This window comes from Candidatus Tisiphia endosymbiont of Nemotelus uliginosus, from assembly GCF_964264755.1.
Classification (GTDB): domain Bacteria; phylum Pseudomonadota; class Alphaproteobacteria; order Rickettsiales; family Rickettsiaceae; genus Tisiphia.
In genome coordinates this window covers 919,291-941,765 of the sequence record NZ_OZ183481.1, presented here as the reverse complement: position 1 = coordinate 941,765, position 22,475 = coordinate 919,291, and the positions used below count along the sequence as shown (strand labels likewise).

The following is a 22,475-nucleotide window of genomic DNA, read 5'->3' as shown; positions in this document are numbered from 1 at the left end:
TTTTCCGTGAACACTCACCCTAATACCAAATTCTCCTGAATTGACTATAGCATAGAAGAAGAGCTGTTAATAGTGCTTGTTTTAAGAATAGCGATAAGGGATGAGGTGTATACTCAAATCATTTGAGTATACATGGTAGAAAATATAAAAATAATGAAAACAGCTATTAGTGGAGCATAAAAATCTGTTATATTATAGATATAGTCAATTAACTTGAATTGGCAATGTTATAAATCCGATTAGTATTTAGCCTTAGCGTCATGGCTCAGAGCCACTTTAGTGGTGACGAAGTAATCCAAAAAACGATTAAAATGGATTGCTTCGTCGGCTTACGCCTTCTCGCAATGACAGCGGTGCTTATTCGGCACTAATTCAGGTTAATTGACTATATAACTAGATTTTACACTTTTTAATAAGGTTACCCTACATGTCAATAGCACTAGAATCTAAATGTTCAGTAAATGGCAAAATTTGGCAGCAGCGATTAGTCAACGAGGATGCTGTTCTAGAGCTTTGTCGTTCTGTAGGAATTAGTGATTTTCTAGCTAGGGTTCTATCTCCTCGCCTGGAGAACTTAGCACAAGCGGCTGACTTTTTATCACCTAGGATTAAGAATTTACTGCCCAATCCTTTTCATTTACTTGATATGCAAAAGGCAGTAGATAGAGCTATAGAAGCCATTATAAATAAACAAAAAATCTGCATATTTGCTGATTATGATGTTGATGGGGCTACTTCTTCATCATTGCTTAAGAATCTATTTAGAGATTTGGGGCAAAATGTTGATATTTATGTTCCAGACCGAATTGCTGAAGGATATGGACCAACCCCAGCTGCTATGCAAAAAATTAAGGATAATGGAACTAAGCTGCTTATTACTGTAGATTGCGGAGCAATGGCACATGAGGCTCTGAAACATGCAGCACTAGTAGGGCTTGATGTGATAGTGATCGATCATCACATTAGTAGTGATATATTACCTGAGGCTGTTGCCGTTGTTAATCCGAATCGTATTGATGAAACCAGCGATTATAAGTATCTGGCTGCTGTAGGAGTATCATTTTTATTTGCTACTGCCTTATTATCTGATTTAAAAAAACAAAATTTCTTTGCCAATCACCATGACATTAGTGGTAGGGATGATATTACTATACCTAACTTAATGCAGTATTTAGATTTAGTTGCTCTTGGTACGGTATGCGATGTAATGAAGCTTGTTCACTTAAATCGTGCTTTTGTTACTCAAGGATTAAAAATCCTTCAGCAAAGAAAAAATTTAGGTATGACAACCTTATGCGATATTGCTGGCTTAAATGAAAAACCAAACTGTTATCATTTGGGATTTGTCTTGGGACCTAGGATTAATGCTGGTGGAAGAGTTGGTAAATCATCATTAGGGGCTAATCTTTTATCTACCGAATGTCCAATAGAAGCAAATAGATTAGCACAGGAGTTGGAGAAACATAATAATGAGCGGAAAGTAATAGAACTGATAATGATAGAAGAAGCTACTCAAATAGCTTTAACTCAGGAAAATGATAGCTCATTATTTATAATTGGTAAAGGATGGCATCCAGGTGTAATCGGTATTGTCGCTGGAAGATTAAAGGAAAAATTTAATAAACCGGTGTCAGTTATAGCTTTAAATGATGGAATAGGTAAGGCTTCTTGCCGTTCTATCAAAAATGTTGATTTTGGTAGTAAAATTATCAACGCCAAGACTAAAGAGTTAATTGTGGTTGGCGGGGGGCATTCAATGGCTGCTGGATTTACAGTATTAGAAGAAAAATTACTAGAGTTGCAAGAATTCTTAAATCACGCCTTTAAGAGTGATATGAATAATCAGAATGACCTTACAGGCGAAGAATATGATGCTGAGCTCACTACTAGTAGTGTAAATTTGCTATTAATGGATGAGCTAAATAAACTTGAGCCATTTGGTCAGGGAAATCCTGAACCAATATTTAAATTCTCTAACCTTTTTGTTTTGAAAGCTGACATAGTTGGTGGTAAACATATAAAATGTTTGCTAGCCCCTTCTAAGGAAGCGTTTGGCTCTAAAGCCCTTGCTGCTATCGCTTTTAATGCCGTGTCTAGTCCAATAGAGAATATATTGCTTAATGTTAAGTCTTATAATATTTCCGTGATTGGGTCATTAAAAGTCAATAGCTGGCAAGAACGTCATACTATACAATTACAAATAAAGGACTTGATAATATGATTTTTTTAATTATATTCAAAATATGCAACCCAGGCGTCATTGCGAGACCATGTAATGGTCGAAGCAATCCAAGAAAGCGATTAGAACAATCAATATATATGTAAGTTTTTTATGTCAAAATCTAAACAAGTAAAATCACAGACCACTGTTTCTGTTGAAACAACAAACGATCTTGCTACAGTTCAAGAGCATTATCAAGATTATCCTTATCCTTATAGAGATCCTGAAGAGGAAACAAAAAGGTTACTGGCAGTTAGTGGTGAATTTTTGGGGGAATTAAATCATTATTTATATCGAGGTAAAAAAGATTTTAACTCAGGTTTTCGAGTATTAATTGCTGGCGGTGGTACTGGTGATTCTACTATATATATGGCAGAGCAGCTAAAAAATAAAAATGCCGAAGTAGTATATTTAGATTTTAGTAAGCCAAGCATGGAGATCGCACAAAAACGTGCCGAGAAACGCGGTCTTACCAATATTAAATGGGTATATGATTCTATCTTAAATATCCCAAAGCTTAATTTAGGCAAGTTTGATTATATTAATTGTACAGGAGTATTGCACCATTTAAAAAGCCCTCCCGATGGTTTAAAGATTTTACAGGAATCTTTAACTGCCAACGGAGCAGTTGGAGTAATGGTCTATGCTAAATATGGTCGTACTGGACTATATCAAGTACAAGATATTATGAAAATGGTAAATCAGGGGGTTAGTAATAGGGTAGAGGAAGTAATGAATGCCAAAGCTGTTATGGCTGGCTTCCCTGCAACTAATTGGTATATACGTGGGCAAGAACTATTAAGAGACCATATTTTTTTTGGCGATATAGGTTTATATGATCTGTTCTTGCATAAACAAGATAGGGCTTATTCCATTCCTGAGTTATACGAATTTATCCATAATGCAGGTTTAAATTTTGTCGAATTTTCTGATGTTAGCGAAAAATTAGCTCTAAGAATTGAGAATTATATTAGTGATTTCTCTCTTCTGCAGAAAATTAAAAGGATGGATATAATAACTCAACAAGCAATTTGTGAATTAATTGTTGGCAATATCATTAAACATAGTTTTTTTGCTTCTAATGCAAAAGATACCATTGCTACTCTTGATAATTTGGATAATGTACCATATTTTTATGGTATTGCGGGTATTGCTAAACAAATTTATGATCATATGGAATCTAGTACTTTGATAGCTGGCAATGTCATTAATTTTACGTTAAATACTTCGTGGTTAAAAAATATCAATATTGCTATACCAGTTTCTAACTATACTAAATATGTTTTTAAACAAATGATAGATGGTGGTAAAAGCTTGCAGGAGATATTTGATTTAATTAGAGAAGAATTGCAACAAGAAATTAGTAACGAAGCATTGTTGTCTGAAGTAAAGACTATATTCGCTCCATTTTTTACTACAGGGATTATGTTGCTTCATGACAAATCAGTAAAACTTTTTTAAAATATACTTAACATTTGTAACTAACTTCAAAAGCTGGAAAACAGCTTTTGAAGTGGTGGGGTTGTATATTAGTATTAGCTCTCGTATATAGATATCCTATTAATTGGAAAGAGAGATTATATAATATTTATCAAAAAATATTATACAACTTTTCGTTAATATCAGAAATTAGCAATAAATCTATAGAAATTACTCTAAACCGCCATACGTTTTTTAGTAGCTTTTACATAATTTTTTGGAGTGACTATCGGCTGAGCTTTGCCATCTATCACATCTTTTGAAATATGTACGTGCATTTTTTTCAAATTGGTAACATTATACATACTGTCAAGTAGAAGTGTTTCGATTATAGAACGGAGTCCCCTAGCACCGGTTTTTCGTGTTAGTGCTTTTTCGGCTATTGCTTCTAAAGCATCATTATCAATTGATAGTTCGACATCGTCTAACTCAAATAATTTATGATATTGTTTGATAACAGCATTCTTTGGTTGGGTTAGAATTGCCACTAAGGATGCTTTATCTAAGTCATCTAAAGTTGCTACTACTGGAAGCCTACCAATAAATTCGGGAATTAATCCAAATTTTACTAAATCTTCAATTTCTAATGATTTTAGTGTTTCACTGTGGTTTCTTTCTTGTTTTGACTGGACATTTGCTGCAAAACCAATTGAACTTTGAGCGGTACGAGCATTAATGATAGTATCTATTCCCATGAAAGCCCCGCCACATATAAATAAAATATTGGAAGTATCTACTTGCACAAAATCTTGTTGTGGGTGTTTTCTACCGCCTTGTGGTGGTACAGATGCAACAGTTCCTTCCATGATTTTAAGTAACGCTTGTTGAACTCCTTCTCCTGAGACGTCTCTTGTTATAGAAGGGTTTTCGGATTTTCTAGCGATTTTATCTACTTCATCTATATAAACAATGCCTCGTTGGGCTTTAGCTATATTAAAATCAGCTGCTTGTAATAATCTTAGCAAGATATTTTCAACGTCTTCACCAACATAACCAGCTTCGGTTAAAGAAGTGGCGTCTGCCATAGTAAAAGGTACATCAAGAATTTTTGCTAAGGTTTGTGCCAAAAGAGTTTTTCCTGAGCCAGTAGAGCCAATAACCAGGATATTTGATTTATTTAATTCGACATCATTATTACCTGATTCGATATATTCTAATCGTTTATAGTGATTATATACCGCGACTGATAAGACTTTTTTTGCTTGATCCTGACCAATTACGTAATCATTAAGAGTAGAAAAAATCTTTTGTGGTGTTGGGATTGAAGATGAAATTTTCTTAAGTGCTACTTTAGTTTCTTCTTTTATAATATCAAGACAAAGTTCAATACATTCATTACAAATGAATACTGTTGGTCCAGCAATTAATTTTATTACTTCATATTGATTTTTACCACAAAAAGAACAGTTTAATTCTTTTCTTTCGACTTCACCACTTGTCATAATTCTGCTTCTTTAATTTGTGATTTTAATATTATCTTATGTAAGTATAAATATAGATAAGTTATTTAGCTAAGTCTAATATATTTTCAAAATTACCTATATATTATAAAAAAGGATTTTCTTTAGGTTATAGTCAACTCAGGAGAATTGGGTAGCAGGAGCGATAAGCAACGCCTATAAGCACCTCAATGACATTGTTGTAAAAAGTTTAATTTTGCAATATCTTCATTAATAGACTAAGTTCTTCTCGGAATTCTATATCAATCTCACATAATTCTTCTACCTTTTTGATAGCATGCATTATTGTAGTATGATCTTTTTTGCCAAATTTCTTACCGATATCAGTCAGGCTTTTTGGCGTTAATGTTTTACTCAAATACATAGCTACTTGTCTTGGTCTAGCTATTGAGCGAATACGCCTAGGAGAAGACATATCAGAAAATTTAATATTATAACGATCAGCTACTTTTCTTTGAATATCCTCAATGGTGATAATTTTCTCATTGGAACGTAGCAAATCACGCAAGATATTTTGGGTGTTTTCTAAAGTTATTTCCCTACCAACTAAGGTAGAATGAGCGATAACTTTATTAAGAGCTCCCTCTAACTCTCTGACATTTGATGTTATTTTAGCTGCTAAAAATTCCACAACATTTTTAGGTATATGGATATTCATTTGTTCAAGTTTAGATTCTAAGATTCCTAATCTTAGTTCATAAGTAGTACTGTGGACATCGGCAACCAATCCCCAGCCAAGTCTGGATTTAATTCGATCTTCGATATTATCTAAATCTGACGGGGAACGGTCACACGATATAACCATTTGACGATTATTATCAATCAAAGCATTGAAAGTATGAAAAAACTCTTCTTGGGTGCTATCTTTACCTGATATAAATTGAATATCATCGATCATTAGTACGTCAACTGAACGAAATTCTTCTTTAAAAGACATAACATCTTTATTACGTAGTGCCTTGATGAATTGATACATAAACTTTTCTGCCGACATGTAAATTACCTTACGAGTCGGATTATTATGTTTTATATACCAAGCAATGGCATGCATTAAGTGTGTTTTGCCAAGACCGACTCCTCCATATAAAAATAAAGGGTTAGATTCAGCTACGGCTCCTTCCGACTCAGCAACTGCTCTAGATGCTGCATAGGCTAATTCATTTGGTCCACCCACCACAAAATTTTCAAAAGTAAATCGTAAGTCTAAGGCTGAAAAAATGCCTTCGGAATTGGTATCCATTCCTTCTTTTATTGATGGAACTTTTGCTAAATATTCAGGTATATTTTGGTTTTGTTCTGATAATTCTTTAGTAATGATCTCAATTGATTTGATATCTTTATCATAGGACTGCCAAGATTGCAATATAGCCCGTGCATACCTAGATTCCACCCAATCTCGAATAAAATTTGTTGGTGTAGAAAGTATAACAGTATTAGTAGCAGCTTCTAAAAAGTTAATCTTACTGAACCAGCTTTTATATAAGGCATCGCCGTAATGTTTATTAAGGTCAGAGCAAACTTGTTGCCAAATATCTCTATGATAAGTCACTTCCTTTGCTATAGTCAATTGATTATGGTTAGTATTCACAGAATTTGCCATGGTAAATTATTTTGTTTCCAACCAGCTCCATTAGTTCCTCCTTCAAAACCATCAATTATATTATAGCACTCTTTATAACCTAGAGTACTAGCAAATTGTGCAGCTTCATGGGATCTACCCCCGGAGCGACAAAGGAATAATAGTGTATGTTTATTACTGATTTTCGACATCAACTGGTTCTTAAATTCGTTATTTAGTGACATATTAGGCAATAAACGCCAACTAATAAAAATTATTTTATCTTTATCAAGCTTTGGAATGCCTACTTGTTGCCATTCTTCACCAGTCCTAACATCAATTATCATGTTGTTATTATCTATTTCTAGCAACTTATAAGCTTTTAAGGAAGATATATTTTTAATGCTCATAAAGTTTAGCGTTTCTTTGATATATTAAATATTATTGGATAAAGAAGATTTGGAGCAATTAAGTTCTAGCACCATTTTATACAGTTTACATTTTATTTTATATTTGGTAATTGTCAAACTATCTGAATTATATTATGATGTTTTTTTGTAATATTGTAAATATGGATTATTTTAACAAAACATCTTTAACCAAAAAATTGTTATATCAAAGCAAAAATCGTGGTTGCAAAGAAATTGGCTTAATATTGGGTAAATTTGCTGAAAAATTTCTTGCTAACATGGATGCAGCTAATTTAGCAGATTTTGCTTTAATACTTAACCAAAATGACATAGATATTTATGATTGGATTACCAGTAAAACTGCTCCTCCTTCTCACTTAAACTCAAAAGTAATGTTACAAATACTTAGTTTTGATATTAACAACATAGAAGCTTAGTAAATAATGATACAACAACCACTTCCGCTCAGTGCAAAAAGTTTTTTTGCTAGTGAGTATTTATCAAATAAACATTTATCAAATAAACGTACCAAGAATATTTTACTTATCTTTGCCAATGAAGATGATGCAATCAATAGCCATAAACAATTATTATTTATGGCACAAAATATTAAAACTAGCAACATATTATATTTTCCTAGTCTTGATACTATACCATATGATCGTATTTCGCCAAATCAAAATATTTTATCAGAAAGAGCGAATATATTGAGTTACTTGGCAAGTAATAACGATACAAAATTGGTAGTGACTAGTGCTATAAATTTACTGACAAAATTACCTCCTCCAGAGTTATTGGTTAAGTCTTTTTTGAGATTACATAATAAAATGCAGCTCTCAGCCGATAAATTAGCGGAATTCTTGGTACATAATAGTTTTACTAGGAGTAGCAGTAGTATTGATAGTGGTGAATTTTCGGTAAGAGGAGAGATAGTAGATATAGTCTTGCCTGGTTCTAAAGCTTATCGTATTAATTTTAGTTGGGATCACATAGAGTCAATAAAAGAATTTGATATTGATAGTCAGATTTCTACTAATAATTGCACAGAGCTAATACTTAATTCTGCTAGTGAGGTGATATTAAATCCAGAAACAATAAAGAATTTTAGAGATAATTATTTAAAAGTTTTTGGAGTTAATTATGTCAATACCCCTTTATATGAATCAGTGATTGAGGGGAAAAAATTCCAAGGATATGAACATTTATCTCCTTTATTTTATAATTCTTTCAGTAGCCTAATTAATTACTTGGATGATCCTGTTATTATTTACGATAATTTATCGTTGCAATCAATTATTGAGCAGGAAAATAATTATACGGATCTTTATAGATCGCGGATTGAGTCTAACAAAATAAAATTAAATACCTTTTATCCTGCATTGCCTCCCGAACAAGTTTATTTTACCAGCCAGGAAATACAAAAGTTCTTGGAACAGGATAATAATATTTTAATTACACCAGAAGATTCGTCTTATGCCCATTCATTAGAAAAAATTACGGTAACTAGTTTTATGGAGGATAAGACAGTTTTTAATAAGCTATTCGAAATTATAGAAAATAATAAAAATAAAATACCGATTATTTTTTGTCATTCTAAAAGTAATTTAGAAAGATTTAAAAGCCTAATAGATAGTTACTCACGAAAATATATCGAGATAGACAATTTACAACAAGCAAAAATTGCAGTTATAAATCTTGCCTATGTTCAACTTAGCCAAGGGTTTTATAGTGATAAATATTTGTTTATTGCCGCTCATGATATTCTAGGAAAAAGTGCGGTGAATTTTCGTCAGCAAGGTGCTAAACGTAAGCTCAAAAACATTTTAATGGAATTAGATAATTTAACTGAAGGAGAGCTAATTGTTCATAAGGATCATGGTATTGGTCAGTTTCTTAACGTTGAAACACTAGATGTTAAAGGCAAAGCTCATGATTTCCTAAAAATTCTATATGAGAATAATGATAAATTATATATTCCTGTTGAAAATATAGAACTAATTAAAAAATATGGCAGTGGTGAAGCACAGCTTGCCAAATTGGGTAGTAGTGCATGGCAAAGAAGTAAAGCCAAGCTTAAAAACCGTATTACAGAAATTGCTGAACAATTATTAAAAATAGCTGCGAAGAGAAAGTTAACTGTAGCAAATCCAATAGAATTTGATCATACAGAGTATGAGCAATTTTGTCATAGATTTAAATATACTGAAACTGAAGATCAATTAAATGCCATAAACGACATTAAAAAAGATTTTGACTCTGGTATTTTAATGGATAGATTAATTTGCGGAGATGTTGGTTTTGGGAAAACCGAAGTAGCTATACGAGCAACCTTTATGGTAGCAAAATCAATTACGATGACTTCTCAAGTAGCGATCATCGTACCAACTACTATTCTAGGTAAGCAGCATTATTTAAGGTTTGTTAAAAGATTTAAAGATTTTGGTTTAAATATAGTACAATTATCCAGTCTGGTTAGCAATAAAGATGCTAAAATTATTAAAGAACAAATCAAAAATGGTACAGCTAATATAATAATTGGCACGCATGCTTTATTAAGTAAAAATATAGAATTTAATAATCTCCGATTATTAATAATTGATGAAGAACAACATTTTGGTGTTGCTCAAAAAGAATATTTAAAGAGTCTCAGAGCTACAATGCATGTTCTATCTCTTTCAGCAACACCAATTCCTCGTACAATGCAAATGTCAATGGTTGGTCTTAAAGATCTTAGCATCATTGCCACCCCGCCAATGGATAGGTTAGAAGTTCGAACAACAGTGATGCCATTTGACCAAGTAATTATCAGAGATGCTTTACTTAGAGAACGTTTCCGTGGTGGTAGAAGCTTCTATGTGGTACCTAGAATTAAGGATATTCCAGATATAGAAAGATATTTACAAATAATTGTGCCAGAATTAAAGTATAAAGTTGCTCATGGTCAGATGCCAGCTGGCAAAATAGATGAGATTATGGGTGAATTTTGTGATGGTAAGTTTGATATACTAGTTTCTACTACAATAATTGAATCCGGTATAGATATTGCCGAAGCTAATACGATGATTATTCATAAATCTGATACTCTTGGTCTAAGTCAGTTATATCAGCTCAGGGGGAGGATAGGGCGAAGTAAATTCAGAGGTTATGCCTATCTAACCTTAGCAAATTATAAAAAGATGACTGCCCATTCAATAAAACGTCTAGAAATAATGCAGAGTAGCTGCACTCTTGGTTCCGGGTTTACTATTGCTAGCCATGATATGGATTTACGTGGTTTTGGTAATTTAGTAGGGGAGGAACAATCAGGCCAGATTAAAGAAGTAGGGGTAGAGCTTTATCAGGAAATGTTAGATGAACAAATAGCAATTTTTAAGGGTGAAGTTACTGAAAATCCAAAATCTTTTGTTCCGACAATTAATTTGGGGTTACCTGTTTTCATTCCCGATAATTATATTGCAGATTCTTCTCTTAAACTAAGTTTGTATAGACGAATTGGCAATTTAACTGACGATACAGATATTGAAAATTTTAAGGATGAAATGGTTGATCGTTTTGGCCCTATTCCATTAGAGTTTAATAATCTACTTGATATAGTGAAAATAAAACATAAATGCAGTAAACTTAATATTGAAAATTTAGACTCTGGTGAACGAGGATTTGTTTTAAAATTTTACAAAGAAGCGGATATAGCTGGTAAGGTTATGAATTTTGTTATAAAACATCCTCAGCAAACCAAAATAAAACCGGATACTAAATTAATATTTAGCAAAATATTGGTAGGAAAGGATATTATAGAAGAAACAAATAGTTTGTTAGAACAATTATTAGCAGCGTGAGCAAAATTAAAAAGCAATATATATGTACAAATTGTGGTAATAGTACGTCAAAATGGACAGGGCAATGTTTTGATTGTGGCTTATGGGGAGGGATTGAAGAAGAGATAATTAGTCAAACGCAAGTTAAGTTAGGTAATAAACAAGAAATACAAAAGCTGGATGGGGTGGTAGTGGATTCGTTACGTATCCCTACGCCTATAAAGGAATTAAATAGGGTGTTGGGAGGCGGGTTGGTATGCTCTTCTGCAATTTTAATTGGCGGTGACCCTGGAATTGGGAAATCAACTTTATTATTACACTTAGTGGCAACCTCCTCTTGTGTTACAATGAAGTGCTGTCTGTATGTAACTGGAGAGGAATCTATTGACCAAATAAAACTCCGAGCTTTAAGACTAGGACTTACTAATAAAACAACCTCCATCTTAGCCGCCACTAGCATTGAAGATATTATCTCAACTATTGATGCCGATAAGAACAATATTGATTTGGTAGTGATTGATTCAATTCAAACGATGGTAACTCGTACATTATCATCGCCCCCTGGTACTATTTCCCAGATTCGTGCCTGTGCTAATGAATTAGTTAACTATGCTAAACATAATAATATTATTATTTTGCTTAGTTGTCATGTGACAAAAGATGGGCAATTAGCTGGTCCTAAGTTACTTGAGCATCTCGTTGATACCGTACTATATTTTGAGGGTGATCATAATAGTCATTTTCGGATTTTACGGTCTATTAAAAATAGGTTTGGTGGAGTAGGAGAAATTGGTGTTTTTGAAATGACTGCTAGCGGTCTTATTGAAGTCTCTAGCCCTTCTGAACTATTTCTGATGAAAAGAGACAAAAACGTTAGCGGTACAACAGTATTTGCTGGAATCGAAGGATCAAGACCTTTATTAATCGAAATTCAAGCATTAATTGCTCCGTCAAATATACCAATGCCAAGACGCTCAGTTGTAGGCTGGGATTTGAATAGGCTAGCAATGATAATAGCTGTATTAAATGTACGATTTGGTCTTAATTTATCTTCTCATGAGGTATATTTGAGCGTTGCTGGTGGGCTTAAAATTTCAGACCCAGCTTCAGACTTAGCTGTTGCAGCTGCTTTAATTTCTGCTGCAAAAAATAAAGCTGTGCCAGAACATAGTATTTTCTTTGGAGAAATTGGTTTATCTGGTGAAATAAGGAAAGTAACTGCGGCAGAAGTCAGAATAAAAGAAGCGACAAAATTAGGATTCAATAAATTAATTTGCTCCAAACTTGAAAAACTGAGTAGTAACCTAATTTGTCCAATTGGTAATCTAAAGGAATTAAAAGAGTTAATATAATAATTGTATATGATAGCATTATGTTATAATTTACAAGTGTAAATCAACTTATAAATGATTGGCATATTTTATTTATAAAGAAGTGAACCCTATTTTCTTACAACTCCTAATGTTTATGGTCATGATGATGGACATAAAAACCAATTGCTGACAAGGTGTTTAGGAATTCTTGGTTTTCTGCTAAATCATTTGGTTTGCCACTACAGCAGATATGACCATTTAAACATATTACTTGGTCGGAATTTTTCATTACCGTAAATAAATCATGTGAGATCATAAAAATTGTAATATTTAGACGTTTTTTTATTTGATTAATGATTCGGTAAAATTCTTGTTGGCTAGTAACATCTAATGATTGAGTTGGTTCATCTAAAATAATTAGATCAGGATTGTTCAGTAAGCTAGCAGTTAGCATTAACTTCTGAAATTGACCACCAGAAAGCTCAGAAATATCGTGATGCTTATAATTATCAAAATCAATAAAATTGCTCAATTCTTGCCAATCCTTGTTAGTACTATTTGAAGCTAATAAATACAAAAAATTTTCAGCTGTAATTGGTAAATCTGAAGCAAAATCTAATCTTTGAGGGACATAGCCAATTTTTAGATTAGGGTGAATTATTATGTTACCAGAGGAAGGGCGATCTAAACCTAAGATTAACCTAGCTATTGTTGTTTTGCCAGCACCATTTGGACCAATTAAAGTCGTTACTTCGCCTTTTTTGATAGTAAAATTAATATTGGTAAGGGGAATTTTTTTGCCAAATTGCTTAGATACATTACTGAACTTTATTAATATAGTATCTTCTGATTTAGAAATAGGCATTAGAATCCTTGCGAAACTTTACAAATGGCGTCATTGCAAGGAAGATCGTAGATCGACGAAGCAATGACGATGTGTTGCTAAATTTATGATAGTCTATTTAACAATTTCCCACTGCCCATCTGGTTTACGACAAGCTTGGCCATAAGCTTTCTCCTGCTTACCACCGACAACGACGGTTTGAGTATACTCACGACAATATTGCCCTTGATCGTTTTTAAAAGCTCTTTCTGGTGTTACATATCCGTAATTACCACTATCCGGATTACGCCACTCTACACTTTGACCACTAGAGCCAGTCTCCAATGCTTTTTGAGAGCTTAATTGTGCCAATTTTCTGTCATTCTCATCCATAGTTTGACCAATATGACCGCCAACAAGTGCCCCAATTAGAACACCTGCACCAGTTGCTACAAGTTGTCCTGTGCCTTTGCCAAATTGAGATCCTAAAAGCCCACCAGCTACACCGCCAATTAATGTTCCACCACCTTGTTTATTCATGCCAGAACAGCCGTGCAACATTGTTGTTGCCAAAATGATTGCCGTAATTTTGAATTTTAAATTCATAAAAAACCATATAATTTTAAATTAAAGATATACAAAAAATCTTATTAAGTATCGTTAAATTTGATACACCTCTTGACTATAGTACACTATCTGGATAATAATGTATTTTATATTATAAAACAATTGAAATTTTATATGACGACTTCAGAGCATCAAAATTTAATTAAATCGGCATCTTATGTATCTTTTATTTTAGCTGCATTCATCTTATTTATTAAATCTTATGGATGGATTGTGACTGATTCTCAGTCTATTTTAGCATCTTTAATTGATGCTATACTTGATATTTCATCGTCTTTTATTAATTTGATTGCTATTCGTTTTGCACTGCAACCCCCTGATTATCACCATAGATTTGGGCATGAAAAAATCCAAGATTTAGCAATTTTTTCACAATCAGTATTCTTTTGTGTTTCTGGTTTATTTATTTGTTTCTCTTCGATAAAATCTCTTATTGATAAATCTGTTCCAAGCAATATAGAGTCTGGTATCAATGTAATGTATTTGTGTATTATACTAACTTTTATTTTGGTAGCTTATCAAACTTATGTGATAAAAAAGACTAGTTCAGAAATAATAAAAGTAGATAAATTACATTATTTTACAGACTTATTAACAAATATTGCGGTAATCTTTTCTATAAACTTAACTACTCGTTTTTGGTTTATAGATTCATTATTTGGTATAGCTATTTCATTGTACATAATATATGCTTCTTATGCTTTGTTCAGAAAAGCTTTAAAAAATCTTATTGATGAAGAGTTACCAGAAAAAGATAGAAGAAAAATTATATCAATAATTAGTAGCTTTAAAGAAGTAAAAGGCATCCATGAAATGAAAACTAGATACGCTGCAAGTAAGCCGTTTATACAATGTCACATAGAAATGGATGCAGATATGTCATTATATAATTCTCATTATCATAGTGATCAAATTTGTAGTGCATTGCTATTAGAGTTTCCAGGGGCAGAAATAATTATTCATCTAGATCCATATGGTTATGAAGAAAAAGTTAATTACCGTGAAAAGATCAACAGAATTTAACAATTTTTTTATGGAGGAAGCTCTAAAGCAAGCACAATTTGCTTTAGATAAAAATGAAATTCCAGTAGGGGCTATTATAGTCAATAGAATAACTAACAAAGTTATTGCAAAGGCTCATAATATTGTTGAGCAAACCAAAAATCCGGTATTGCATGCTGAAATTGTAGCGATAAATCAATCTTGTCAGATTCTATCTAGTAAAAATTTATCAGATTGTGATATGTATGTTACTTTAGAGCCATGCGTTATGTGTTCTGGTGCAATATCTTTCGCTAGAATAGGTAGATTATTTTATGCAGCAAATGATCCAAAACAGGGGGCGATTGAAAATGGTGGACGTTTTTTTAATAGCAAATCTTGTTTTTACCGTCCTGAAATATATAGTGGCTTTTCGGCAAAAATTTCTGAAAATCTAATCAAGGAGTTTTTTTACAAGGTAAGATATCAAAAATGCCATTCCTAGGTTTCTCCCAGTAAACAGATGTGATAGAATCCTAAATTGTTATAACTCTTGGCAAATCATTAGTATATAATACTGTATCATAGCTTATTTTTGTTACTTGTAATTCTTTTGCTCCTGATTGTAAAGTATAACCCATTACTTTATCCATATAATAGGCTGAGATTTGTAAACTTTGAATTATACTTTTGGTGGCTATATAGCTACCCAGATATATAGCAGATAATAAATCTCCAGCTCCACTTATTACTTTAGGAAAATTATATTCTTTTGTCTTGATTATATAAGTATCTTTTCCCTCAGAAGCAACAAGGTGTATATCTGTAGATGATATATCAAATAATTTTACTCCAGTAATTACTACAATTTGTATTCCTAAATCATGAAAAAACCTTAAAGTTAATTTAAGGTTTTTTGTATTAGTAATCTTAATACCTGATAATATCTCAGCTTCAAATTGATTAGGAGTAATAATATCAGCTATAAGCTTGGTTTTAAAAAAATTTAAAACTTCAGGTTTTACGTAACAATGTGTATTACCTATGACTGGATCACAAAGATATAGCAATTGACTGTTTTGATGTTTTAATCTATTAACAATATCAAATACTTCATAGCATATATCAGCACTTCCCATATAACCTGACAATATAGCACAACATTGATTTAAAACCCCTAGATGTTCTATTCCTTGTAATATATTTCTAATATGCTCCCTGCTAAATATTTCTCCTTGCCATTGTCCATACCCGGTATGATTAGAAAATTGTACTGTATTTACAGGCCATACGTCATATCCCATAGATTGCAATGGATATACTGCAGCCTTGTTACCCACATACCCATAAGCAACATGTGATTGTATAGATACAATACCAGATTGTTGTTTGAGATTATAATTATTAATTATTGGCATAATACCTCTAAAAATTCATCCTTCCTGTATGACAATATATCATAAAAATCAACTACACTAATAGATATATGCAAATTATTTGAAGAATTATTAGCTTTAAAGAAGTAAAAGGCATCCATGAAATGAAAACTAGATATGCTGCAAGTAAGCCGTTTATACAATGTCACATAGAAATGGATGCAGATATGTCATTATATAATTCTCATTATCATAGTGATCAAATTTGTAGTGCATTGCTATTAGAGTTTCCAGGGGCAGAAATAATTATTCATCTAGATCCATATGGTTATGAAGAAAAAGTTAATTACCGTGAAAAGATCAACAGAATTTAACAATTTTTTTATGGAGGAAGCTCTAAAGCAAGCACAATTTGCTTTAGATAAAAATGAAATTCCAGTAGGGGCTATTATAGTCAATAGAATAACTAACAAAGTTATTGCAAAGGCTCATAATATTGTTGAGCAAACCAAAAACCCGGTATTGCATGCTGAGATTGTAGCGATAAATCAATCTTGTCAGATTCTATCTAGTAAAAATTTATCAGATTGTGATATGTATGTTACTTTAGAGCCATGCGTTATGTGTTCTGGAACAATATCTTTCGCTAGAATAGCTAGATTATTTTATGCGGCAAATGATCCAAAACAAGGGGCGATTGAAAATGGTGGACGTTTTTTTAATAGCAAATCTTGTTTTTACCGCCCTGAAATATATAGTGGCTTTTCGGCAAAAATTTCTGAAAATCTAATCAAGGAGTTTTTTTACAAGGTAAGATATCAAAAATGTAATCCCCGTTTACTATAAATCTATATTGCCTTATCTGACTTCTTAGCAACAATCTGAATTTCGATGCATAGGCTAGGAATTAGTTTACCTAATTTAAGGTTAAAATCTAACCACCATTTATGATTTTCAAGTGGTCGAAGAATACCTCCTGAAATAACTCGAAATCCTCTATGTTCTAAAATTTCCAATTCAGTATATTTATGAAGTAATTTTGTAAATGTAATTAATGAAAATGCTTGAACATGACCTCTAACTTTTTTTATTCGACATATTTTATCAATTAAAGGCACTAAATATCGACGTACTAAATGTATTCCATGAGGGAAAATTGGAACCCCCAGAAATAACGTCCCGCCAGGCTTTAATACTCTTTCTATCGATTTAAAAGCAAGTTCTAATTCATCTAAATGCTCTAAAACTTGTTCACAAATTACAATGTCAAAACTGTTGCTCGGAACATTTAACATTCCTTGCATTAAATCAGCTTGGTATAAACAACTATAAGATTCCTTCTTATATATATCATCTCTTATTTCAATATCTGCTCCATAATAATCTATTACTTCATTATTTGGTTGATTTTCGATATAACACCGAGACACACCAGAAGCAACACCAATATCTAATAACTTTACTCTTTGGTTTTTAGATTTAATTTCACTTACAATACGACTAATACCAATTCCCAAATTTAATTTAGTATAAAGATGAGAAAAATAGGTTATAATGTAAAAGATAGATAAAATTAGGAATGTAATGGGTACTCATCAAAAATTAATAACAGAAGATTTATACAAACAGGCTATAGCTCAACTTGCAAGTACGAACAAAGAGAATAGGATCGCTATTAGGTTAAGAGCTATAGTAGCTGCAAAAGAACATGGTATTGGTATGGTGTCTAAAATATTTGATATCACAACTAATACGCTAAGAAACTGGATAAAAAGCTTTGCCCAAGGCGATGATAAAAATCTTGAATATAAAAAAGGTAGGGGAAGGAAAAGCGATTTAACGGAAAGCTGCTATGAAGCAATAAACAAATGGATACAAGAAGATTGTAACATAACAATAAAAAGTATCGTCATAAAACTTAAAGAAAATTTGGGAATTAATGTAAGTAAATCGGCTGTACACAGGGCATTGCACAAGCTTAAGTTTGCGTACATTACTCCAAGACCAGTGCATTACAAACAGAATAAAGAAACTCATGAACAGTTTAAAAAAAATTCAAGAAAAAATAACAAGCAATCCAAGAAGTTTTTTGTATTTCTTTGATGAATCGCGTTTTGGAACTCATTCTAAATTAGGTCATGGTTGGTTTCGCAAAGGTATCAGAACTCAAGTTAAAATCAAAATAGGTTTTCAGAATTTTTATGTTTACAGTGCTGTTAACCCAATAACAGGAGATGATTTTAGCTTAATGATGCCAAATGTTAATACTATGTCTTTGAACATGTTTCTTGCGGAAATGTCTAAACATATAGGCGATCAAAAAGCCATTGTTGTTATGGATTGTGCTGGATGGCATAAGGCTAAGGACTTAGTGGTTCCTGCTAATATAGAAATTCTTTATTTGCCACCATATTCTCCTGAATTAAATACTTACTTTTACCCACAATTTTGGGAGAGAAATATAGATAATATTTCGATACTTTCTGTAAGATTTTCGTAGCCCCTCCATAGTGTCATAGTTCCTGGTAATTTATCATTTTTTCTATTCATAAATCCTCCTAATTTACCAAGCCAGATAATAGCTTGTTTCATAGTTGGAGGTTCTTCAGGTATGGAAATAGTTTTATGCTCTCGAATATAAAGAGTTTGCCATTCTTGTGAAGTTAAAATCTTAGTACACACTTCTTGCGGATGAGATATTGCTACTTTTGATAAATATAAAATTTTAAATGCAATGATGCTTTTTATGGCAATTAATTTTTCTAGCCTTTCTTTTGTAGCTAAACGAGAATTTTCTATTTTACATCCAGATTTTAGAACTCTAAAATATTCTTCAATTCTCCATCTTAACTTATACCAATTTATCCTTTCAATCGCATCTTCAAAATTACTGACAGGAACATTAGTTAGCAAGAGCCAATCAATTGCTTCCACTCCTTTAGGGGGGACTTGTTCTTTAGCTCTTACAACATAGAGCACTACTTTATCACTGATTTTGTGTTCAGTATTTTTTGAACCATATAATGAAGGGGTTCTAATTGGTATTAAACCAGACATATATTTTATTTCAATATTTGCCATTCTTGCTGCTTCATTGTTCTTTTTTGGAACTTGAATTACTATTTCTTTCTTTGCTGATATCTGATTTATATGGGTTTGCAAATTTGTTTTTCCTCCCTCTGTAGAAATAAATTTTCTATTTTGTCTATTACGAACAATAAACAAACTACCCATTTCTTGACACGACCATAATAGTTCAAAGATATCTGCTTCTCTGTCACCAATAGTTATAACTTTAGTGTCTTTAGGTATAATATGCATAGTGTCCTTAAGTGCTGCTATCCACTTATAACTTTCTTTATCTTCAGTAGAAGAGATATATTTTCTTCTTGATTTTTCTTGTGCAGTTTCTTCACGTATAACACGAGCCCAACATTGTTGAGAAGATAATCCTAAAGGTAATCCTTCCATTGTAAACATCAAGGCACTATGCACAATCAGCCCCATTTTATGTTTTGTATAAGACTTTGAGACGCTACCGAGCCCTTTAGTTTTAATATGAGAATCAAAATCTAGGTATGTTGTATCCTGAACTGAAAATACAAACTCATTACCTTTAATCCTTTCTTGTGTTTCTTTATAATGTGAATAATAAATTCCCGCTGGATCAAATTTTTTATTGCTAAATAATCTATACGCTCCTTTAGCCTCTTTCCAACTTCTGCAACTTTGATTTATTGAACCAGAAGCTTTGCTTTCTATAAGTGAGCTAGTTTTAATAAGTCTTTTTATAAGCCTTTGATCTCCAAAGTTAACATGCCTAAATTCCCTTTCTAACCACTTATTACCTAAGTTGTAAGCATTAGATAACGCTTGCATATTCCTCATTCTTTCCCCTTCTTATATTTTAAGTATATAATTCAATATTAGTTTATACTTAATTTTATATTTGTGGGTAAAAGTAAGAATTAAATCCTGCGGAGCGATTATGGGAACATTTAAAGTCTGAGACTATAAAGAATAAAGTATACAATACAATTGAACAATTAGAAATAGTAGTATCTTCCTCTATTAAAAATTTAAATACCTTGCTAATTCAATCTATTTGTTGCATGAATCATTTACTAAATTAAATTCGGGAATTGGTATAACATCTTTTGAAATAACGTAATATCTACTTTGACGCAAACTATATTTCTCGCATCTACGAGAATCTACACCAAAAGCCAACTGTTTTTTATTAGTCATAATACCAAATGTAATTTCTAATTTCTTACTTTACAGAACATAGTGTATCATTAATGATCGGAGAAAATTCTTTAACTACAGCTTTATAAAGTTTTCGTTTAAAGGGAATTATAATTGACAATAATTCGTCAAATTTAACCCAACGCCATTCCTCAAATTCTGGGTTACTAGTGTTAATATTAATATCTTCATTAGTGCCTGTAAACCTAATTAAAAACCACTTTTGTTTTTGCCCTCGGAAATTACCATTCCATAATTTAGGTATTAAAATTTTAGGTACGTCATAACTATACCAATATTTGCTTTCTGCAAGAATATCACCTTTATTACAACCTATTTCTTCTAGCATTTCCCTAAGAGCTGCAACACTGGGTGTTTCTCCCAAATCTATACCGCCTTGGGGCATTTGCCAAGCCGATATTTTAGTGTCGATTCTTTTACCAACAAACACTCTATTAGTACCATCAATTATCATCATACCTACACTTGGTCTGTATGGTAATTCATGGTAACATTTACGAAGAGTTTTATTTTTCATATTCTTAAGTTTTGTATGAAAGGCAGATTTGCAAAACGCCCATCTCTCAACCTATTATACCTGATTGCTCTTCATTTGTGTACCTAAATTATTAATCTTAAGTTATTTTAATCACTCTATTTCTCCCTTGTTCCTTTCCTTGATAAAGAGCTTTGTCGGCACGCTCTATAAAATCACTAATAGTTTCTCCAGTTTTATATTCAGTTACTCCTATTGAGATAGTTTTTTTAATAGGATTTTCTTGAGTTTTAACTTTAAACTCAATAGATTCCACTCTTGTTCTTACCCGCTCCGCTACATACATAGCCTCGTCAATTGTTATATCGTTTAACAGGACAGCAAATTCCTCACCTCCATATCTAGCAATTAAGTCTGTAACCCTAAAAATATTCTTCAGAACATTAGCAACGGTTTTTAGCACTACGTCTCCCGCTTGATGACCATAATTATCATTAACTTGTTTAAAATAATCAATATCACACATTAGTAAGCATAAAGGTCTTTTGCTATCATCAGCTTTTTTTACCATTTGCTTTATATGCGTATCAAAATAATGACGGTTAAATATACCAGTCAAACCATCTTTAATAGATAAGTTTACGCTTAATTCTAAATCATTGCGTAATTTATCTTGATAGTGTTTTCTTCTCAGTTGAGTTCTAATTCTAGCTAACAGCTCATTCTTATCTACTGGATACATAAAATAATCATTAATACCCAGTTCTAAACCTTTGATAACTGTTGCTCTATTTTCTTCTTCAGCTTGTAATATCAGCACTATATCATGAAATTTAGTATTAGAGCGTAACATCACGCTTATTCTCAAAGGGTCTCCTTGTTCTAATTGGCAGCTAATAATTACTAAATCTAGAGTATCTTCACTATCTTTCTCCAATTCATTGATATCAGATATTATTTTGATATTGGGGGTAAGAGTTAGAAGCATTTTATTGATATTTCTTGCCTGTACTATATCATCGTTAATTAACAGTATTTTACTATCTGAAAAATTATCTTGTATTTCTATGACAGAGCCACCTAATTCAGCATTAGTAGTGTTTCTTAGTTTGAGTTCATCAATAACCGCCTTCATTCTAGCAAGAGATCGTACCCTGGCAAAAAGAGCAGTATCATCAATAGGTTTTGTTAAGAACTCATCAGCTCCAGCTTCCAGACCTTTGATGCGATCTTCAGTATCAGAAAGGGCTGTAACCATAATAACTGGTATATGCATGGTAGAAATATTAGACTTAATTCTTCTACAGGTTTCAAATCCGTCCATATCAGGCATCATGGCATCAAGCAATACAATATCAATTCTATTAATGGCAAGAACATTTAGAGCGTCTTTGGCGTTATTGGCAGTAAAGACAGTGTAATATTCCCCTAAAAGTTTAGCTTCCAGTAATTTAATATTTGCTTCTATATCATCAACTACTAGTACATTGGCAGTCATAAAATAAATATATTCTCTTTATGTTTTTTATAATATTAGACCTCTTGCATAACCTAAAGATAATTGAGGAATTTTTAGGAAAAACGAAGTCGAGTACCGCAGCGTACTAAGATGTACGTGAGGAACGGAGACGAGTTTTGACAACAAAATTACCAATTAGATTAGGTTAT

Annotated in this window: 21 protein-coding genes and 1 pseudogene; 11 read left to right on the top strand and 11 right to left on the bottom strand. The window is 32.3% G+C overall.

From position 1 onward, the window contains the following. Window positions 1–427: 427 nt before the first annotated feature. Window positions 428–2,221 carry a single-stranded-DNA-specific exonuclease RecJ gene (gene recJ / locus ACFELW_RS04885; protein ID WP_375329802.1) on the top strand — a complete coding sequence of 598 codons (1,794 nt, stop codon included), beginning with the start codon at window positions 428–430 and terminating at the stop codon, window positions 2,219–2,221. A 111-nt stretch (window positions 2,222–2,332) separates the two neighbouring features. Continuing rightward, window positions 2,333–3,682, top strand: coding sequence for a class I SAM-dependent methyltransferase (locus tag ACFELW_RS04880; RefSeq protein ID WP_375329801.1), 1,350 nt, complete (start codon window positions 2,333–2,335; stop codon window positions 3,680–3,682). Between the two features lie 194 nt (window positions 3,683–3,876). Here ACFELW_RS04880 and clpX read toward each other — a convergent pair whose 3' ends face one another. From clpX to ACFELW_RS04865, 3 genes are all read right to left on the bottom strand, one after another. Then, on the bottom strand, window positions 3,877–5,142 hold the full coding sequence (gene clpX, locus ACFELW_RS04875; RefSeq protein ID WP_375329800.1) for an ATP-dependent Clp protease ATP-binding subunit ClpX: 1,266 nt from the start codon (window positions 5,140–5,142) through the stop codon (window positions 3,877–3,879). Window positions 5,143–5,350: 208 nt separating this feature from the next. After that, window positions 5,351–6,760: a chromosomal replication initiator protein DnaA gene (gene dnaA / locus ACFELW_RS04870; RefSeq protein ID WP_341748734.1), complete on the bottom strand. Its 1,410-nt coding sequence runs from the start codon at window positions 6,758–6,760 to the stop codon at window positions 5,351–5,353. Next, window positions 6,745–7,128 (bottom strand): rhodanese-like domain-containing protein, encoded by a 384-nt coding sequence (locus tag ACFELW_RS04865; protein ID WP_341759117.1) that lies wholly within the window; start codon window positions 7,126–7,128, stop codon window positions 6,745–6,747. Before ACFELW_RS04865 ends, dnaA begins: the two co-directional genes overlap by 16 nt. Before the next feature lie 161 nt (window positions 7,129–7,289). On the opposite strand from ACFELW_RS04865, the gene ACFELW_RS04860 reads away from it, so the two are divergent. Genes ACFELW_RS04860 through radA form a run of 3 tightly spaced genes read left to right on the top strand, consistent with a single transcriptional unit; the run spans window position 7,290 to window position 12,295 of the window. Further along, a complete protein-coding gene (locus ACFELW_RS04860; RefSeq protein ID WP_094648961.1) occupies window positions 7,290–7,565 on the top strand; it encodes a succinate dehydrogenase assembly factor 2 in 276 nt (91 codons plus the stop codon). 6 nt (window positions 7,566–7,571) lie between these two features. Next, window positions 7,572–10,964 (top strand): transcription-repair coupling factor, encoded by a 3,393-nt coding sequence (gene mfd / locus ACFELW_RS04855; protein ID WP_375329799.1) that lies wholly within the window; start codon window positions 7,572–7,574, stop codon window positions 10,962–10,964. Continuing rightward, complete coding sequence (gene radA, locus ACFELW_RS04850) at window positions 10,961–12,295, top strand: DNA repair protein RadA (protein ID WP_094648959.1); 1,335 nt, start codon at window positions 10,961–10,963, stop codon at window positions 12,293–12,295. The genes mfd and radA overlap by 4 nt, the downstream gene beginning before the upstream one ends. A 106-nt stretch (window positions 12,296–12,401) precedes the next feature. On the opposite strand, the gene ACFELW_RS04845 is transcribed toward radA, so the two are convergent. Further along, on the bottom strand, window positions 12,402–13,121 hold the full coding sequence (locus ACFELW_RS04845; RefSeq protein ID WP_094649157.1) for a metal ABC transporter ATP-binding protein: 720 nt from the start codon (window positions 13,119–13,121) through the stop codon (window positions 12,402–12,404). A gap of 93 nt (window positions 13,122–13,214) precedes the next feature. Beyond that, window positions 13,215–13,685: an RT0821/Lpp0805 family surface protein gene (locus ACFELW_RS04840; RefSeq protein ID WP_375329798.1), complete on the bottom strand. Its 471-nt coding sequence runs from the start codon at window positions 13,683–13,685 to the stop codon at window positions 13,215–13,217. A 135-nt stretch (window positions 13,686–13,820) separates the two neighbouring features. Here ACFELW_RS04840 and ACFELW_RS04835 point away from each other — a divergent pair, with 135 nt between their 5' ends. After that, on the top strand, window positions 13,821–14,729 hold the full coding sequence (locus ACFELW_RS04835) for a cation diffusion facilitator family transporter (RefSeq protein ID WP_341748767.1): 909 nt from the start codon (window positions 13,821–13,823) through the stop codon (window positions 14,727–14,729). Next, entirely contained in the window at window positions 14,686–15,192 is a 507-nt protein-coding gene (locus ACFELW_RS04830) for a nucleoside deaminase (RefSeq protein WP_341748768.1), read from the top strand. The genes ACFELW_RS04835 and ACFELW_RS04830 overlap by 44 nt, the downstream gene beginning before the upstream one ends. A 31-nt stretch (window positions 15,193–15,223) precedes the next feature. Here ACFELW_RS04830 and pdxY read toward each other — a convergent pair whose 3' ends face one another. Then, a complete protein-coding gene (gene pdxY / locus ACFELW_RS04825; RefSeq protein WP_375329797.1) occupies window positions 15,224–16,105 on the bottom strand; it encodes a pyridoxal kinase in 882 nt (293 codons plus the stop codon). Window positions 16,106–16,209: 104 nt separating this feature from the next. Here pdxY and ACFELW_RS04820 point away from each other — a divergent pair. Next, a pseudogene (locus ACFELW_RS04820) lies at window positions 16,210–16,437 on the top strand (cation transporter dimerization domain-containing protein); the annotation flags it as partial. Continuing rightward, on the top strand, window positions 16,394–16,909 hold the full coding sequence (locus tag ACFELW_RS04815; protein WP_375329796.1) for a nucleoside deaminase: 516 nt from the start codon (window positions 16,394–16,396) through the stop codon (window positions 16,907–16,909). The pseudogene ACFELW_RS04820 and the gene ACFELW_RS04815, both read left to right, overlap by 44 nt. Before the next feature lie 2 nt (window positions 16,910–16,911). Here the strand turns inward: ACFELW_RS04815 and ACFELW_RS04810 are convergent, their stop codons facing one another. Further along, window positions 16,912–17,580, bottom strand: coding sequence for a class I SAM-dependent methyltransferase (locus tag ACFELW_RS04810; RefSeq protein WP_375329795.1), 669 nt, complete (start codon window positions 17,578–17,580; stop codon window positions 16,912–16,914). A gap of 67 nt (window positions 17,581–17,647) precedes the next feature. Between ACFELW_RS04810 and ACFELW_RS04805 the strand changes: the two genes are divergently transcribed. Beyond that, window positions 17,648–18,166, top strand: a complete 519-nt coding sequence (locus ACFELW_RS04805) for a helix-turn-helix domain-containing protein (protein ID WP_375329726.1) — start codon at window positions 17,648–17,650, stop codon at window positions 18,164–18,166. Beyond that, a complete protein-coding gene (locus tag ACFELW_RS04800; protein ID WP_375329794.1) occupies window positions 18,153–18,563 on the top strand; it encodes an IS630 family transposase in 411 nt (136 codons plus the stop codon). The genes ACFELW_RS04805 and ACFELW_RS04800 overlap by 14 nt, the downstream gene beginning before the upstream one ends. Here the strand turns inward: ACFELW_RS04800 and ACFELW_RS04795 are convergent. The 4 genes from ACFELW_RS04795 to ACFELW_RS04780 all read right to left on the bottom strand — a co-directional run bounded on the left by ACFELW_RS04795 (window position 18,500) and on the right by ACFELW_RS04780 (window position 22,305). Further along, complete coding sequence (locus ACFELW_RS04795; protein WP_341761641.1) at window positions 18,500–19,942, bottom strand: IS4 family transposase; 1,443 nt, start codon at window positions 19,940–19,942, stop codon at window positions 18,500–18,502. The genes ACFELW_RS04800 and ACFELW_RS04795 overlap by 64 nt on opposite strands. A 222-nt stretch (window positions 19,943–20,164) precedes the next feature. After that, window positions 20,165–20,311 carry a hypothetical protein gene (locus ACFELW_RS04790; RefSeq protein ID WP_375329793.1) on the bottom strand — a complete coding sequence of 49 codons (147 nt, stop codon included), beginning with the start codon at window positions 20,309–20,311 and terminating at the stop codon, window positions 20,165–20,167. 25 nt (window positions 20,312–20,336) lie between these two features. Further along, the gene (locus ACFELW_RS04785; RefSeq protein ID WP_341759111.1) at window positions 20,337–20,849 is read right to left on the bottom strand and encodes an RNA pyrophosphohydrolase; all 513 of its coding nucleotides are present in this window, start codon (window positions 20,847–20,849) and stop codon (window positions 20,337–20,339) included. A 97-nt stretch (window positions 20,850–20,946) separates the two neighbouring features. After that, window positions 20,947–22,305: a PleD family two-component system response regulator gene (locus ACFELW_RS04780; RefSeq protein ID WP_094649165.1), complete on the bottom strand. Its 1,359-nt coding sequence runs from the start codon at window positions 22,303–22,305 to the stop codon at window positions 20,947–20,949. Window positions 22,306–22,475 lie beyond the last annotated feature (170 nt).